The organism is Prauserella cavernicola, assembly GCF_016595675.1.
Taxonomy (GTDB): domain Bacteria; phylum Actinomycetota; class Actinomycetes; order Mycobacteriales; family Pseudonocardiaceae; genus Prauserella_A; species Prauserella_A cavernicola.
In genome coordinates, this window is sequence record NZ_JAENJH010000001.1 from 1,099,888 (window position 1) to 1,115,038 (window position 15,151).

The following is a 15,151-nucleotide window of genomic DNA, read 5'->3' on the forward strand; positions in this document are numbered from 1 at the left end:
CAGGACAGGAGCCCGGCGCGGCGGAGCCGCGCCGGTGCGTGGTCACGCGTGCGTCAGTGGTGACCACCACCGCCGTGCGGGTCCATGCGCAGCACCGCGGACGGCATCACGACGAAGGGCCGCATCATGCCCATGTCCTCGTGCTCGTAGTTGTGGCAGTGATAGACGTAGCGGCCGTTGACGTTCGTGAAGTGCGGGGCGACCACGATCCGCTGCCCCGGCCACAGCTGCACGACGTCCTTCCAGCCCCGTTCCTCCGGAGGGATCTCGTCGACCTCGACCCGCTTGATGGGCGTCACGGTGCCGCCGCCCCAGCTCTCGCCGTCCTCCAGCCGGAAGTACTGGAAGCCGCTGACGTCCCACTGCTCCCGCTCGATCACCTGGAACGCCGTGGCGTGCAGATGCATCGGGTGTGGGAACGCGCCCGCGGACGGTTCCAGGCTCAGGAAGGTCCACCGTTCCCAGGACTCGCCCTCCACGTAGTAGTTCACGACCTCGTTCGGCATCCTCGCGGTGCGCCGGTAGGTGACGACCTCGCCGCCGGGCTGTTCGATCTGGACGATCCCGTCGACGGGCAGCGGAGCGGACGGTGCCTCGGTGCGTTCCATCTCCCACATCTGACCGTCCGGAGGCGACACCGGCGTCACCATGACGAGACGCTCCGGGGTGTCCGCCAGCTGCTGCTCGGTGACCTTGGTGAAGGACTTCGAGAGCGTCCCCGGCACGGAGAACGAATCGCCGCGGCCGCGGTTGCCCACGCGGAACTCCATGACGTAGGGCACCGGCGGGGTGGCGAACTCATTGGTGACGCGGATCTTGCGTCCGCGCACGGCGGAGAAGTCGACGAGCAGGTCGATCCGTTCCGCGGGCGTGATGATCAGATCACCGTCCACAGTGACCGGTGTGGGCAGCAGACCCGCGTCGGCGCCGATCTGCACGACCGAGCCCTCCGGCATCGGGTTGCCGTCCTCGTCGGCGAAGGAGAGGCTGTAGGGCCGCATGTTGGCCGCGTTGAGCAACCGGAATCGGTACCAGCGCGGCTCGACGTCGAGGTGTGGCCAGATCACGCCGTTGACCACCGAGTAGGGCCCGGTGAACGGCCGGACGAGCCGGACGCCCTCGGGATTGGTCACGATCGTCTTGTAGAGCAGGCCACCGTTGAGCCTGCCCTCGGTGTCGGTGTCCAGATTGTGGTCCGAGAGCACGAGCGGAATCTCGTAGCGGCCCGACGGCAGGTCGAGCGCCTTCTCCTCGTCGTCGCGGATCAGATACATCCCCGCCGTCAGTCCGGTGAGGACGTTCAGGTGCGTGATGTGCATCGCGTGGTCGTGGTACCACAGCGTCGCCGAGGGCTGGTCGTTCGCGTACTCCGAGATCTGCGAATCGCCCGGCAGCACGGCGTTCTCGGGCCAGCCGTCCTGTCCTCCCCCGGTCAGCGCGCCGTGCAGGTGGACGGCGACCCACGGCGGCAGCGCGGCCACGTCGGCGCGCGGCTCGCCACCCTCCTTGCCGGGCCGGTCCCACTGGTACGGATCACTGCCGGTCTCGAACGGCAGCTCCACCACGGGGAGCGGATACTCGCCACTGAGGTCGTTGGTCCACGTGACCCGCAGCCGCTGACCCCGGCGCACGTCGATCGTCGGGCCGGGATAGTGCCCGTCGTAGGCCCACATCCGCGTGCGGGGCAACTGCGAGTGCAGCCGCACCCAGGACGTCTTCATCTCGACGGTCGCGTGCGAGATTCCGCCGCTCTCGCGCAGCCGCACCGTCGGCGGGATCGGCAGCGGGTCGCGAAACGGCTCCAGCTCCCGCACCGACGGTGCGATGTCGCCGCCCGGCCGGGCGGGCGCGGCGGCCGCCACCGGCCGGATCTCACCGTGTCCCCCGTGGCCGTGCGCGGCCACCGGCGTGACACCGGCGCCCTCGGCCACGGGCCCCCGGCCCGAGTAGGTGTAGGCGAGCGCACCGAGCGCGGTCAGCGACACCGCGCCGCCGAAGAGCTCGCGGCGGCTCAGCCCGCGAACCTCACCGTCCGCCTCGTCGTTGGCGCGCTTGCCTTCTTCGGTGCTGTCGGGCACGGCTACCTCACACTGTGGGCATGGTCAGGGAACGGTTGCCCCCGAGGGCAACCGCCTGCGGGCTCAGCGCCCGGGGGTTGGGGAGAGTTGGTCCGTCAGGACTGAGAGTCGGACTCCATGGCCCGGATCAGGCTCTTCGGCCGCATGTCCGTCCAGTGTGTCTCGACGTAGTCCACACAGGACTGCCGATCGGCCTCGCCGTACACCTGCGTCCAGCCGGACGGAATGTCCGCGAAGGAGGGCCACAGCGAATGCTGCCCCTCGTCGTTGACCAGGACGTAGAAAGAGCCGCTCTCGTCGTCGAACGGGTTGGTCACAGTAAAAACCACCTGTCAGTCATTAACTCACCGGCGTCAGTGAGCGTCACCCAGCGTCGAACTTAGGCTAGCTTAACCTAATTTCCTGAGCGGCCAATAGGTTGTTCAGGTGAAGTACGCAATAGTCGCGACTACACGCGACCGGCCCGCTGCTCGCCCCGCAGCAGCCAGACGAGGTACGCCCCGCCGATGACGAGCGTCGCGGCCCCCACCGGGATCTGCATGGGCGCGAACAGCCGCTGTGCCACCAGATCCGCCGAGGCGAGCAGCAGCGCGCCGAGCAGCGCGGTGGTCACGAGCGCACTGCCCGCGGTGCGGGCCAGTCGCCGTGCCAGCTGTGGCGCGGCGAGCGCGATGAACTGGATCGGACCCGAGTAGGCCACGGCGAAGGCGGTCAGCGACACGGCGATCAACAGCAGCAGCACCTGGGTGCGCTGCACCGGAACGCCGAGCGCGGCAACGCGGTCGTCGCCCATCTCCAGCAGGCCGAGCCGCCTGCTGAGCAACGCCAGCACGAGCATCGACGACACCACGCCGATGATCACCGGCTGCGCCTGGCTCCAGCCCAGTCCGTTGAGATTGCCGATCAGCCAGGCGAGCGCGCCCTGCGCGACCGTCAGGTCCGAGCGCGAGATCAGGTACGCGCGGACGGACGCCAGCATCGCGCTGACACCGATCCCCACGAGAATCAGCCGCAGCCCGTGGACACCGCCCCGATAGGACAGTGTGTAGATCAACACGGCAGCGACGAGTCCGCCGAGCACGGCACCCAGTGGAGCCGACACGGCCGCGCCGCTCAACGCCAGCGACACCAGCAGCGCTCCGGTAGCGGCACCGTCGTTGAAGCCGACGATGTCCGGACTGCCCAGCGCGTTTCCCGACAGGCGCTGGAAGATCGCACCCGCGAGCGCCAGCGCGGCTCCGATCGTCATGGCCAGCAACAGCCGCGGCAACCGGACGTCGAGCACGAAGAACCGGTCGAGCCGTTCGCCGTCGCCGGCCAGCGCCAGCAGCACGCGGTCGGCGGCGATCGGATAGTCGCCGACCATCAGGCTCACCACGAACACCACGGCCAGGCCCAGCGCGAGGGCGATCGTGACGAGCACGGGTCTGCGCTGCACCCGCACCGACACCCGTCCGCCCCACAGGCGCACCGGCCTGCCCGGCACCACCCGTGATCGCGGTCCTCGTACCGTGGTGCTCACAACCGCACCCTCTTCCGGCTCCGCACGAGCATGATGAACAACGGCGCGCCGAGGAACGCCGTCATGACGCCCACCTCCAGCTCGCCGGGTCTGACGATGAACCGGCCCACGATGTCCGCGCCCACGAGCAGGACGGGCGCGGCCACCATCGAGTAGGCCATGAGCCAGCGCTGGTCCGGACCGGACACGATCCGCACCGCGTGCGGCACCACGAGTCCGACGAACCCGATCGGCCCGGCGATCGCGGTGGCCGTGCCGCACAACAGGATCACGGCGATACCGCTCAGCACCCGGGTCAGCCCGATGCGCGCGCCGAGCGCGCTGCCGAGCTCGTCACCGAGCGCGAGCGCGTTGAGCGGAGCCGCCATGCACAACGCGACCACCAGGCCCACCACCAGAAACGGCGCGAGCTGGCCGACCACGCTCAAGTCCCGGCCCGCCAGCGAGCCGACCTGCCACAGGCGGACCACCTCGAGCGTCGCGGCGTCGCGAACCAGCACGGTCGAGGTGAGACCGCCGAGCACCGCCGACACCGCCGTGCCCGCCAGCGCCAGCCGCACCGGGCCGGTGCTGCCGCGAAAACCGAGCAGGTACACGACGAGCGAGGCGAAGGCGGCGCCGAGGAAGGCGAACCACACGTACGACAACGGCGCGGTGACACCGAGGAACCCGACCGCGAACACCACGGCACACGCCGCGCCCGCGTTCACGCCCAGGATTCCGGGATCGGCCAGCGGATTGCGGGTGAGCGCCTGCATGAGCGCCCCGGCGAGGCCGAGGGCCGTGCCGACCGCGAGCCCGACGAGCGTGCGCGGCAGCCGCAGGTCCACGATCACCTTGCTGTCGTAGTCCACCGCGCCCGACACGAGCGCGTCCCACACGGTGCCGAGCGGGATGCTCTCCACCCCGACCGCGATGCTCAGCAGGCACACGAGCAGCAGCAGGCCGAGAGCCACGAGCAGCCCGCCGAGCCGGAACACGGCGGCGCGCACGGTCACCGAGCCGGACCTCCGCGGGGACGGCGAGCGGAGGTCACGAGGGCTCACCCCGTTTCCAGTACCCGGAGAAGTAGACGGATCCGCGCTCGAAGCCGCGGTCGGAGACCAGATGTCTGCGTACCCGCGTGATCGCGCCCGACTCCCCCGCGATCCACGCGTGGCCGGGGCCATCGGGAAGTGCGGTGTCGCGCACGGCGTCCAGCAGCCTGCGCGGCCCGTCCTCGCGCACGATCCAGGACACGTCGACCCCGGGACCGGCGCGCAGCGTCTGCCGCTCACCCGGCGTGCCGATCTCGACGAGCACCACGGCCCGGTGCCCGGGTGCGAGTCCCTCGACGATTCCGGCGATGGCGGGCAACGCGGTCTCGTCGCCGGCGATCAGCGACCACGTGGCGCCCTCGGGCGGCCGGAACTCGTAGCCGGTGATGGGATCGTGCCGCGCGTCGGGAGCGACGATCGCGAGCCGGTCGCCCGCACTCGCCCTCGCCGCCCACCGGGAGGCGGGACCCGTGTCGCCGTGCAGCACGAAGTCGATGTCCAGTTCGGCGAGCCCCGGCCGGAACGCGCGGACCGTGTAGGTGCGCAGGACGGGCCGGACGTCGTCGGGCAGCCGCTGGTGCTCGCCGTACCACGCGGGACCGGTCGAGACCACGGGTTCGTGCTGTCCCGGCTGCGGCAGTACGACCTTGATGCGCTGGTCGAGGCCCGCGCTGGTCACGGACGCCAGTTCGGCGCCGCCCACGGTGACCCGGCGCATGCCGGGGGTCACGTCGGCGACCCGGACCACGTGCGCGCGGGCGACGCGGTAGGGCCGCACCTCGTCCTTCACGGCGGACACCGGGACACTCACGCCTGGCCCCCTTCTCTCACGGCGTCGGCGGCGATCGAGGAAGTCGATCAGCCGCGTCCACCCCACCACAAGGCGAGAGATTAGGCAAGGTTCACCTAAGTTGGATTCCCGGCGAGCCCGCGCACCGACGCCACTACGATCGCCTGGCACCCGCGCACGACTCGACGAGAGGGATCCGAGGCCATGGAGATCTGGATCAACCCGGCCTGTTCCAAGTGCCGCTCCGCCGTGTCGCTGCTCGACGCCGAGGGCGCCGCCTACACGGTCCGCCGTTACCTGGAGGACCCGCCCACCGTCGCCGAGCTCGAGTCCGTGCTGGCCCGCCTCGGGTTGGAGCCCTGGGACATCACGCGCCTCGGCGAGGCCGTGGCCACCGAGCTGGGCCTCGCCACGTGGGAGCGCGACGAGACCCAGCGGCACCGATGGATCGAGGCGCTGGCCGCACACCCCGCGCTGATCCAGCGGCCGATCATCACCGCCGACGACGGGACGACGGTCGTGGGCAGGACCCCAGAGGCGGTCAGGTCCGTCCTGCCCTAGCCGGTCAGCCCTGGCGAGTCACGCGAGCAGGGCGTCGCGCACGCCGAGCGTGCCCAGCAGCTCCTCACGGAGCCTGCCCAGCTCCCGGTCCGACGGGTCGCGCGGGCGCGGCCGGTCCACCGCCACGTCGGTGACCAGCGAGCCCTCCTCCCCCAGCACGAGCACCCGGTCGGCGAGCGCGAGCGCCTCGTCGACGTCGTGGGTGATCAGCAGGATCGTCGGGCGGTACCGCTGCCACAGCTCGGTCACGAGCCCGTGCATCGACCGGCGGGTGAGCGCGTCGAGCGCGCCGAAGGGCTCGTCCAGCAACAACAGCCGGGGTTCTCGTGCCAGCGCCCTCGCCAGCGACACCCGCTGCGCCTGCCCTCCCGAGAGCGTGAGCGGCCAGACGTCTGCCTTGCCTTCGAGTCCCACCTCCGCGAGCGCGCGTTCGGCGGCGGCTCGCGGGTCCGGTACGTCGAGGTTGAACACCACGTTGCGCCACACCCGCAGCCACGGGAACAGCCGCGGTTCCTGGAACGCCACCGCCAGTGAGTCCGGCCGCGTCAGGACCTCTGCCTCGTAGCCGTCGTCGAGCCCGGCGAGGATGCGCACGAGCGTCGACTTGCCCGAGCCACTGCGCCCCAGCAGCGCCACGAGCTGACCGTCGGGAATGGACAGATTCAGCCCGTCGATCACCCGGGTGCCGCCGAACGAGCGGCGCAGCGACTCGAGGTGGACCGTGCTCATGATCCCGCCGCTCCGCTCGCGTCGATCGTGCTGCCCGTGACATCGATGGTGTCGTCACTGAGTCCCTGGTCGGCATAGAACGTGGCGACCTCACCGAGTTCCCGCTCGAAGTCCGGCCCGGCGGGCTCGATCGTGGCCGGCGGCACCGCGCGGATGATGTCGGCCACCTCCGGGGGCACTCCCTGCTCGGCGGCCAGATCGGCGATGCGGCCGTTGTCGCTGCTCGCCGCGTCGGCCTCGCGCTTGAGCGCGCCGTAGACCGCGCCGACGAGCTCGGGGTTGCGCTCGGCGAACTCGCGCGTGGTGACGTGCACGATGCGGTTGAGCGAGCCGAGGTCCTTGCCCGTGGCGATGACCTTCGCGCCCGGCACCGTCTGTGCCGTCGCGAAGAACTGGTCCCACACCGCCCACGCGTCCACGTGCCCCTGCGAGAACGCGGTGGCCGCGTCGGTCGGGGCGAGGTAGACGATGTCGAGCTCGGACGGATCGATGTCCTCCTGCTCGAGCGCGAGCCGGAGCAGGTACTCGCCGGTGCCGCCCTGGTTCACCGCGACGCGCTTGCCGACGAGGTCGCGCACCGAGCCGATACCGTCGCGCGCGACGATTCCCTGGCCCAGTCCCGAGTCCCGTTCGACGGCGAAGACCACGAGGTCGCGATTGCCCGCGATGGCGGTGAGGAACGACGTCGAGCTGCCCGAGCCGATGTCGACGCTGCCGCCGCGCAACGCCTCGGCGGTGGGGGCGAACGCGGGGAACGCCGGGACCCACTCCGTCGAGGCGCCCGCCTCGGTGAGCGCGTCGTCCAGCGAGCCCGCGTACTTGGTGACGGTCAGGTAGTTCGGGTCCTGCAGCGGGCCCACCCGCACGGTCGTGGCGGCGCCACCGTCCTCGCCCGCCGCGTCCTGCGGCGCCGGGGAGCACGCCGTCACCAGCGCCAGCGACGCGGCCACGGCCCCGACGGCCCAGCGCGACCTGGTTCGAATTCGGTGCATCACGGGGTTTCCTTCCATCCACTGTCGCGCGCCTTCGTCCACGCGGACGTCGCGCCCTGCTCCGCGGCGCGCGTCACCGGCAGCCGGGGCAGTACGAGCTCGCCGAAGCGGTAGGCCTCTTCCAGCAACGGCATTCCCGACGCGATGAGCACGTCGATGCCGGCGTCCCGGTAGCCCTGGATGCGGGCGAGCACCTGCTCGGTGCTGCCCACCAGCGCCGTGCCCGGACCGTGGCGCACGAGCCCGATGCCCGACCACAGGTTGGGCGCGATCTCCAGCTCCCGCAGGTCCGCAGGCTTGCGGCCGCCGTGCAACGCCGACATCCGCTGCTGGCCCACAGAGTCGATGCCGGAGACGTACTCCTGCGCGCCGATGATCGACTTCTCGTCCATGCGGTCGTAGAGGTCCTGCGCCGCGGCCCACGCCTCCTGCTCGGTCTCCCGCACGATGACGTAGAGCCGGATGCCGAACCGGATCTTGTCGGCCCGGCCGTACTCGGCGGCGAGCGCGCGCACGTCGCGGACCTTGACCTCGGCCTGCTCGGGTGTCTCGCCCCAGGACAGGTAGGTGTCGATGTGCTTGGCGGCCACCCGGTGCGCCGCCTCCGACGAACCGCCGAACCACAGCGGCGGCCTCGGCTTCTGGTATGGCTCCAGCGGCAGCCCGCCGTCGACGATGTGGAGGTGCTCGCCCTTGAAGTCCACCCGCTCGCCCTCGAGCAGCCGGGTGAGCACGGTCAGGTACTCGTCGGTGTAGGCGTAGCGCTCGTCGTGGCTGAGGTGGATTCCGTTCTGCGCCATCAGCTTCGCGTCGCCGTTGACGATGTTGACGCGCAGCCTGCCCCGCGAGAACTGGTCGAACGTGGTGATCATCTTGGCGAGCAGCGTGGGGCTCACGAACTGCGGGTGCGCGGCCACCAGGTGCTGGAACTGGTCGGTGTAGGGAATGAGCGCCGAGCCCTGCACCCACGCGTCGTGGGTGCCCGTCGCGAGCAGCGCGCCGGTGAAGCCGAGGTGGTCCACGGCCCTGGCGAGTTGCTGGAAGTAGGCGTAGTTGAGTGGCCGGGCGCCGTCCTGGCGCCACGGATACCGGCCGTCGGGGCCGGTGAGATACCACAGCACGTCCATGATCTGCTCTCCTCCTCAGTTGCGGGTCACGACGGCGAAGCGGGAGTCGACGGTCCGGCCGACGTCGACGGGCGCCGCGATCAGGTCGAAGTCGGCGAACACGGCCGCGTGCCGTCGCTGCTCGGCCAGGAAGTCCTCGTCGGGAGGGGACACGCCCCACGGCCGCGAGGTCAGCGCGGGCAGCCAGTCGGCCGCCGACGAGCCGCCGAGGCCGTCGAGCAGCCGGGCGGCGGACTCTGGATCGGCCTCGGTGCCGGCGTCCGAGGCGGCGAGCGCGTCGACCAGCGCGCGGATCGCGCCGGGCTGGTGTTCGAGCACGTCGTGGGTCGCCCAGTACACCGACCGGTTGGTGAAGTGCCCGCCAGGACCGGCCAGAACGCGCACGCCGGTGCGCCCGGCCACCCGCGAGTACAGCGGGTCGGTCATCACGATCGCGTCGAGGATGCCCTGCTCGAACGCGTCGGCCGCGGTCGCCGGGATGATCTCGGTGGCCAGCACGTCCCGCCAGGCCACGCCCGCGGCCGCGAGTTCGGCGGCGAGGAACTGCGTGTGCCAGGAGATCGGCATCAGCCCGATGCCCTTGCCCACCAGGTCGGCCACCGAGTGGAACTCCGAGTCGGCACGCACGCACAGCCCGCCGCGTTCGGGCCGTGGCCCGGACATGCCGAACACGGCGACGTCGAGACCCTGCGCCGTGGCGAGGATCGGCGGGGTCGCCCCGGTGCCCGCCACCGACAGCGCGCCGACGCGTAGCAGCGGGATGGTCTGCGAACCCGCGCCGTACTCGAAGAACTCGAGGCCCTCCGCGCGCAGTTCGGACACCACGTCGCGGCGCCGGACGAGAATGGACAGTGACAGGTTCTGCGGATGTGCTCCGACGACGATGGGCACGTTCTCTCCTTCGTGCGGGAAAAGTGTGGTGGTCGGTCCGGCTCAGCCGAGGTAGGTGCCGCGCCAGGCCAGCAGACGACGTTCGAGTCCGCGCACGACGAAGTCGGTCAGCAGGCCCAGCAGGGCGTAGAGGCACAGGCACACCAGCATCACGTCGGTGCGCACGAACTGGCGGGCCTGCGCCATGAGGTAGCCGATGCCCGAGTCGGCGCCGATGGTCTCCGACACGATCACCGCGATCCAGCCGAGTCCCAGCGCGAAGCGCAGGCCCAGCAACAGGGTCGGCAGCGCGGCCGGGATGAGCACCTTGGTGGCGATCCGGGTGCCCGTGACGCCCGCGACCCGCGCGGCCTCCACGAGCTTGACGTCGACGTTGCGGATCCCGCCGTAGGTGTTGACGTACACGGGAATCGCGGTGCCGAACGCCACCAGCAGCACCTTGGGCAGCTCGCCGATGCCGAACCACAGGATGAACAACGGCACCAGCGCGGTGAACGGGATCGTGCGCAGCATCTGCATCGGCTTGTCGACCACGTTCTCGCCGACGCGTGACAGCCCGGCGAACGCTCCGAGCACCACGCCGAGCAACACCCCGATCGCGGCGCCGGCGAGCACGCGGCCGGAGCTGACGGCGACGGCCTCGGGCAGCGTACCGTCCAGAATGGACTCCCACCCGGCGACCAGTACACGATCGGGGCCGGGCAGGGTTCTCGGATCGAGCAGGCCGGTCACCGCGGCGAGATACCAGGCGAGCACGACCAGCGCGGTCGACACCCAGCTCGCCCAGTTGACCCGACGCGACCGGGCCGGTTCACGGGTGGGACTGGCCCGCTCGGCGCGCGGACGGGACACGATCGACATGGGGATTCCTCGGTGGGGCACGGCACGCGCGCAGAGCGCGTGCGGATGGTGGCTCATCGGCCTGGTGCGGCCGGTTCCGCGTCGAACCGGCTTTGACTGCTCAGCGAACGGGGTCGCTACATCGGGTGCCGGTGGACACCAGCTCGGAGACGGTGATGCCGTCGACGACGTCGTCGACGCCCTTGCGCAGGCGACGCCACGCGTCGGCGAGCCCTCCGACCTCGCCCGAGTACTCGACCGCGTCGGCGGGCATACCCGCCACGGTGGTGAGCGGGCCGTCGATCGCGCGCAGGATGTCTCCCAGCGTGATCTCCGCCGGTGGCCGCGCGAGCCAGTAGCCGCCGTCGACCCCTCTGCGGGAGCAGACAAGCCCGGAGCGGCGCAGGTCGGTGAGGATGTTGATCAGGAACTTGAGCGGGATGTCCTGCCTGCGCGCGATCACCGGGCACTTCACGGGAACGTTCACGCGGGCGAGTTCCATCGTGGCCCTGACGGCGTAGTCGCTGCGAGCGGAGACGCGCACGGGATCACCGGCCGTTCGAGGGGCCGGGCGTGACGGTCTCGCGCAGGGCGGGCAGCGGCGGCGGCACGAGGTCGGCGACGGCGACGCGGGCCGCGAGCAGGCCGTGCCGGAGGTAGCGGTCGGCCGCGTCCTGCTGCTCGGCCACCACCTCGGCCGTCACCGGCAGCACCTCCCACGTCCGGCCGCGCAGCGTGCGCTCCCAGTCCCCCGCGCCGGATCCCGCGACATCGCCGTGCGCGAGCAGCGCGGCGGCCGACGCCGGGTCGGCGGCGGTGGCCCGATCGGAGTCGCGCAGGGTCTCCAGCACGACATCCAGCAGGTCGGGTGACTCCGCCGCGAAGGCCGCGTCGGCGTACCAGACGGAGCGGTTCGTCGTGAACTCCCCGGAGCGCACGACCTCCACGAGCTCTCCACCGAGCTGCTCGCGGGCACGGGTCAGGTGCGGGTCGTTGGCCACCCACGCGTCGACCTCGTGCTCGAGGAACTGCCGCATGCCTTCGTCGACGAGACCGTCCACGGTGTGCACGTCGCGATAGGACAGTCCCACCCCGTCCAGGGCGCGGGCGAGCAGGTCGGTGTGGAACGAACCGTCCATGAGCGCGACCGAGCGGCCGGCGAGATCGGCGACGCCGGTGATGCCCGATCCGGGGTGCGCGACCAGCGCGCCGACCTGTGGCCGGGGCGCCGAGACGGCGACGTAGACCAAGCCGATCCCGTCCGCCTGCGCCACGATCGGCGGCATCGAGCCCGAACCGCCGACATCCACCGCGCCCTCGCCGATCAGGTCGACGGTGCAGCGGCCGTCCTCGAACTCGACCCACTCCACGCTGGCGCCGTGCGACGCCAGCACCGGCTCCAGCGAGCCGCGGAGCTTGAGCACGAGCAGGGAGAGGTTGTACGGGTGCACGCCGATACGGATGACACGTTCGTTCGACACGACCTGACCTCTCCACAATGGACCGAATCACCGGGACGAGGAAAAGCTAACCTTGTCCACCGATTCGGTCAACAAGGTGGATTTATTTTCCTTTCATTAGCCAGCAAAGGAAATTGTTCCGGTCTGCACGAAACTCAGTCGCTCCAGAGCTTGCCGGGATTCAGGACGCCCCCGGGATCGAACAGAGTGCGCAGCCGCCGATGCAGCGCCAGCGACTCCTCCCCGAGTTCGTCGCCGAGCCACTGTCGTTTGAGCAGGCCCACTCCGTGCTCGCCGGTGAGCGTCCCGCCGAGCCGTAGCGCGAGCCGGAAGACCTCGTCGGCCGCCCTGGTCACCGCGTCGGGGACCTCGGGGCCGTCGTAGCCGAAGATCGGGTGCAGGTTGCCGTCGCCGGCGTGGGCCATCGTGGCGACCCGCACGTCGTGCCGCCTGCCGATGGCGGCGATCTCGTCCACGGCCTCGGCGAGCAGCGAGCGCGGCACGGCGATGTCCTCGATGAGCACCCGGCCCCGGCGCTCCAGCGACGGAAGCGCCAGCCTGCGCACCTCGAGCAACCGCTCGGCCTCGGCGACGTCGGAAGCGCGCCGCACCGAGCGGGCGAACGGGGTGAGCACGTCCTCGGCGAGCGCCGCCTCCGCCTCCGCCCCCGTGCCGTCGGTCTGCACCAGCAACCAGGCCGCGCCCCGCTCGCGCAACGCGGTGCCCTGCGCGGCGTCGATCGCCTCCAGGTTGGCGCCGTCGAGGAGCTCGGCCACCGCGGGCTGCAGCCCGGCCGCGGTCAGCGCCGAGCTCGCCGCGGCCGCGTCGGCCACCGTGGCGAAGTGGGCACTCAGCGTGGCCGTCGAACGGGGAACGGGCCGCAGCCGCAGCGTCGCCGCCACCACCACACCGAGCGTGCCCTCGGAGCCGACGAACAGCCCGGTGAGGTCGTAACCGGCCACGCCCTTGACGGTCCGTCTGCCCGTGCGCAGCAGCGAGCCGTCGGCCAGCACCACGTCGAGGCCGAGCACGGAGTCCCGGGTGACGCCGTACTTCGCGCAGCGCAGCCCGCCCGCGTTGGTCGCGATGTTGCCGCCGATGGTGGAGATCGCCACGCTCGCGGGATCGGGGGCGTAGCGCAGGCCGTGCTCGGCGGCCGCCGAGTCGAGTTCGGCCGTGATCACCCCTGGCTGCACCACCGCGAGCTGGTCGGGCGCCGACAGTTCGAGAATCCGGTTCAGCCGAGCGGTGCTGAGCACGATCTCGCCGCCCGTTGCCGTGGCGGCACCCGCGAGTCCGGTACCCGCGCCGCGCACCACCACCGGTGTGCGGTGCGCGTGCGCGAGCCGCAACACCAGCCGGACGTCGTCGACCTCCTCGGCGAACACCACGACCGCGGGCGCGCCCTGCGCGGGCAGCCCCGAACGGTCGGTCGCGTGCGCGGCGAGCACCGAGGGCTCGGTGCTCCACCGGCCGCCGGGCAGCGCTGCGGTGAGCGCTGCCAGCGCGCCCGTCACGCTGCGGGCAGTTCGGAGCGGACGAGTGGCAGCACGTACCTGGCCAGGTCGATGGCGTCGTTGAGCGGGTCGTAACCCCGGATCGACAACAACTCGCACCCGATGTCGACGTAGTCCAGCAGCGCCTTCGCCACTGTCTCCGGTGAGCCCACGAGCGCCGTCGAGCTCCCCGCGCCGTTGGTCGCCGCCGCCGGGGCCATCCACAGTGCACGGTCGTAGACCTGCGAGCGCTCGGCGAGTGCGACGAGCCGCTGCGACCCGGCGTTCTGCGGCTGCGCCGAGTTCACCCCGCGCGGGGTGGCGGCGAAGTTGTGGTTGATGCCGCCGAGGATGCGCTCGGCGCGCTCCCACGCGAGTTCGTCGGTGGGCGCGATGATCGGCCGGAACGACACCCAGATCCTCGGCCTCGGCCTGCCCACCGCGTCGGCGTGCGCGTGCACCGCCGCGATCTGCTCCGCCGTCTCCCGCAACGGCTCGCCCCACAGCCCGAAGATGTCCCCGTGCCGGCCGCCGACCCGGTAGGCCGCCTCCGACGACCCGCCCACCGACACAGGGATGCCGCCCCGCACCGGCACGACATCGCTGCGGTAGTCCTCGAACCGGTAGTGGGTGCCGAAGTGCGTGCGCGGCTCCACCGCCGACCACACGTCGCGCAGGATGCCGATGTACTCGGCGGCTCGTTCGTAGCGCTCGTCCTTGCTCAGGTAGTCGCCCTCGCGACGCTGCTCGGTGTCGTTGCCACCCGCGAGGATGTGAATGCCGAGCCTGCCGTCGGAGAGCTGGTCGAGCGTCGCGAACGCGCGCGCGGCGTTGGCCGGGTGCAGCACCCCGGGCCGGTGCGCGAGCATCACCTTGAGCCGTTCGGTCTGGGCGAGCACGGCCGCGGCGAGCTGGTTGGACTCCGCGGCGGCCGAGCTGTAGGGCACCAGCGTCCAGTCGAAGCCGCCGTCGTCGTAAGCGCGGGCGAACCGGCGCAGGTAAGCGGGATCGACCGCGGCACTTGGGCGCGACTGGGTCTCGCTGTAGTAGGCGGCGCCGATCATGCCGACGAACTCGACGGTCATGCGGGTACTCCTCTCGTGGGGCGATGCCCGCGCGCGGCGAGCTCCTGACGGACCAGTGGCAGCACGTACCGGGCGTAGTCGATGGCGTCATTCAGTGGGTCGTAACCTCGGATCGACAGCAGCTCGCACCCGATGTCGACGTAGTCCAGCAGCGCCTTCGCCACCGTCTCGGGTGAGCCCACGAGTGCGGTGGAGCTGCCGGCGGCGTTGGTGGCGGTCACCAGCGGTGTCCACAGTGCCCGGTCGTGGAGCTCGCCCTTCGCGGCGACGGCCAGCAGTCGTTGCGAGCCGACGTTGGCCGGGGTGCCCTGGCCCGCGGGCGGGTAGTGGTTCGACCGCGTGGCCTGCTGATGTCCGGCGGTGACCTTGCCGAGAACGCTGTGCGCCTTCTCCCACGCGAGTTCGTCGGTGGGCGCGATGATCGGCCGGAACGACACCCAGATCCTCGGCCTCGGCCTGCCCACCGCGTCGGCGTGCGCGTGCACCGCCGCGATCTGCTCCGCCGTCTCCCGCAACGGCTCGCCCCACAGCCCGAAGATGTCG

16 protein-coding genes are annotated in these 15,151 nt (G+C 71.3%); 1 reads left to right on the top strand and 15 read right to left on the bottom strand.

Features of this window, described 5'->3' with window-relative positions; all coding sequences use genetic code 11:
* Positions 1–53 precede the first annotated feature (53 nt).
* From JHE00_RS05110 to JHE00_RS05130, 5 genes are all read right to left on the bottom strand, one after another.
* A complete protein-coding gene (locus JHE00_RS05110; RefSeq protein ID WP_200315212.1) occupies positions 54–2,078 on the bottom strand; it encodes a multicopper oxidase family protein in 2,025 nt (674 codons plus the stop codon).
* Between the two features lie 95 nt (positions 2,079–2,173).
* Positions 2,174–2,395, bottom strand: a complete 222-nt coding sequence (locus tag JHE00_RS05115; RefSeq protein WP_200315214.1) for an MbtH family protein — start codon at positions 2,393–2,395, stop codon at positions 2,174–2,176.
* A gap of 131 nt (positions 2,396–2,526) precedes the next feature.
* Positions 2,527–3,600, bottom strand: coding sequence for a FecCD family ABC transporter permease (locus tag JHE00_RS05120; protein ID WP_200315216.1), 1,074 nt, complete (start codon positions 3,598–3,600; stop codon positions 2,527–2,529).
* Positions 3,597–4,598 carry a FecCD family ABC transporter permease gene (locus JHE00_RS05125; protein WP_307831823.1) on the bottom strand — a complete coding sequence of 334 codons (1,002 nt, stop codon included), beginning with the start codon at positions 4,596–4,598 and terminating at the stop codon, positions 3,597–3,599. The genes JHE00_RS05120 and JHE00_RS05125 overlap by 4 nt, the downstream gene beginning before the upstream one ends.
* Positions 4,599–4,632: 34 nt before the next feature.
* Positions 4,633–5,448 carry a siderophore-interacting protein gene (locus JHE00_RS05130; protein ID WP_200315218.1) on the bottom strand — a complete coding sequence of 272 codons (816 nt, stop codon included), beginning with the start codon at positions 5,446–5,448 and terminating at the stop codon, positions 4,633–4,635.
* A gap of 183 nt (positions 5,449–5,631) precedes the next feature.
* Between JHE00_RS05130 and JHE00_RS05135 the strand changes: the two genes are divergently transcribed.
* The gene (locus JHE00_RS05135) at positions 5,632–5,988 is read left to right on the top strand and encodes an arsenate reductase family protein (protein WP_200315220.1); all 357 of its coding nucleotides are present in this window, start codon (positions 5,632–5,634) and stop codon (positions 5,986–5,988) included.
* An 18-nt stretch (positions 5,989–6,006) separates the two neighbouring features.
* On the opposite strand, the gene JHE00_RS05140 is transcribed toward JHE00_RS05135, so the two are convergent.
* From JHE00_RS05140 to JHE00_RS05185, 10 genes are all read right to left on the bottom strand, one after another.
* Positions 6,007–6,717 carry an ABC transporter ATP-binding protein gene (locus tag JHE00_RS05140; RefSeq protein ID WP_200315222.1) on the bottom strand — a complete coding sequence of 237 codons (711 nt, stop codon included), beginning with the start codon at positions 6,715–6,717 and terminating at the stop codon, positions 6,007–6,009.
* Entirely contained in the window at positions 6,714–7,709 is a 996-nt protein-coding gene (locus tag JHE00_RS05145) for an ABC transporter substrate-binding protein (RefSeq protein WP_200315224.1), read from the bottom strand. Before JHE00_RS05145 ends, JHE00_RS05140 begins: the two co-directional genes overlap by 4 nt.
* Positions 7,709–8,836, bottom strand: a complete 1,128-nt coding sequence (locus JHE00_RS05150) for an LLM class flavin-dependent oxidoreductase (RefSeq protein ID WP_200315226.1) — start codon at positions 8,834–8,836, stop codon at positions 7,709–7,711. Before JHE00_RS05150 ends, JHE00_RS05145 begins: the two co-directional genes overlap by 1 nt.
* 15 nt (positions 8,837–8,851) lie before the next feature.
* Positions 8,852–9,727, bottom strand: coding sequence for an ABC transporter substrate-binding protein (locus tag JHE00_RS05155; RefSeq protein ID WP_200315228.1), 876 nt, complete (start codon positions 9,725–9,727; stop codon positions 8,852–8,854).
* A 42-nt stretch (positions 9,728–9,769) separates the two neighbouring features.
* On the bottom strand, positions 9,770–10,588 hold the full coding sequence (locus tag JHE00_RS05160; RefSeq protein ID WP_200315230.1) for an ABC transporter permease: 819 nt from the start codon (positions 10,586–10,588) through the stop codon (positions 9,770–9,772).
* Positions 10,589–10,688: 100 nt separating this feature from the next.
* Positions 10,689–11,111: an RrF2 family transcriptional regulator gene (locus JHE00_RS05165; protein WP_200315232.1), complete on the bottom strand. Its 423-nt coding sequence runs from the start codon at positions 11,109–11,111 to the stop codon at positions 10,689–10,691.
* A 4-nt stretch (positions 11,112–11,115) separates the two neighbouring features.
* Complete coding sequence (locus JHE00_RS05170; RefSeq protein WP_200315234.1) at positions 11,116–12,048, bottom strand: ABC transporter substrate-binding protein; 933 nt, start codon at positions 12,046–12,048, stop codon at positions 11,116–11,118.
* Between the two features lie 134 nt (positions 12,049–12,182).
* Positions 12,183–13,544, bottom strand: a complete 1,362-nt coding sequence (locus tag JHE00_RS05175; protein WP_307831824.1) for an FAD-binding oxidoreductase — start codon at positions 13,542–13,544, stop codon at positions 12,183–12,185.
* Positions 13,541–14,608 carry an LLM class flavin-dependent oxidoreductase gene (locus tag JHE00_RS05180; protein WP_200315236.1) on the bottom strand — a complete coding sequence of 356 codons (1,068 nt, stop codon included), beginning with the start codon at positions 14,606–14,608 and terminating at the stop codon, positions 13,541–13,543. The genes JHE00_RS05175 and JHE00_RS05180 overlap by 4 nt, the downstream gene beginning before the upstream one ends.
* On the bottom strand, positions 14,605–15,151 hold a 547-nt coding region (locus JHE00_RS05185; RefSeq protein WP_200315238.1), incomplete at its 5' end, for an LLM class flavin-dependent oxidoreductase. The genes JHE00_RS05180 and JHE00_RS05185, both read right to left, overlap by 4 nt.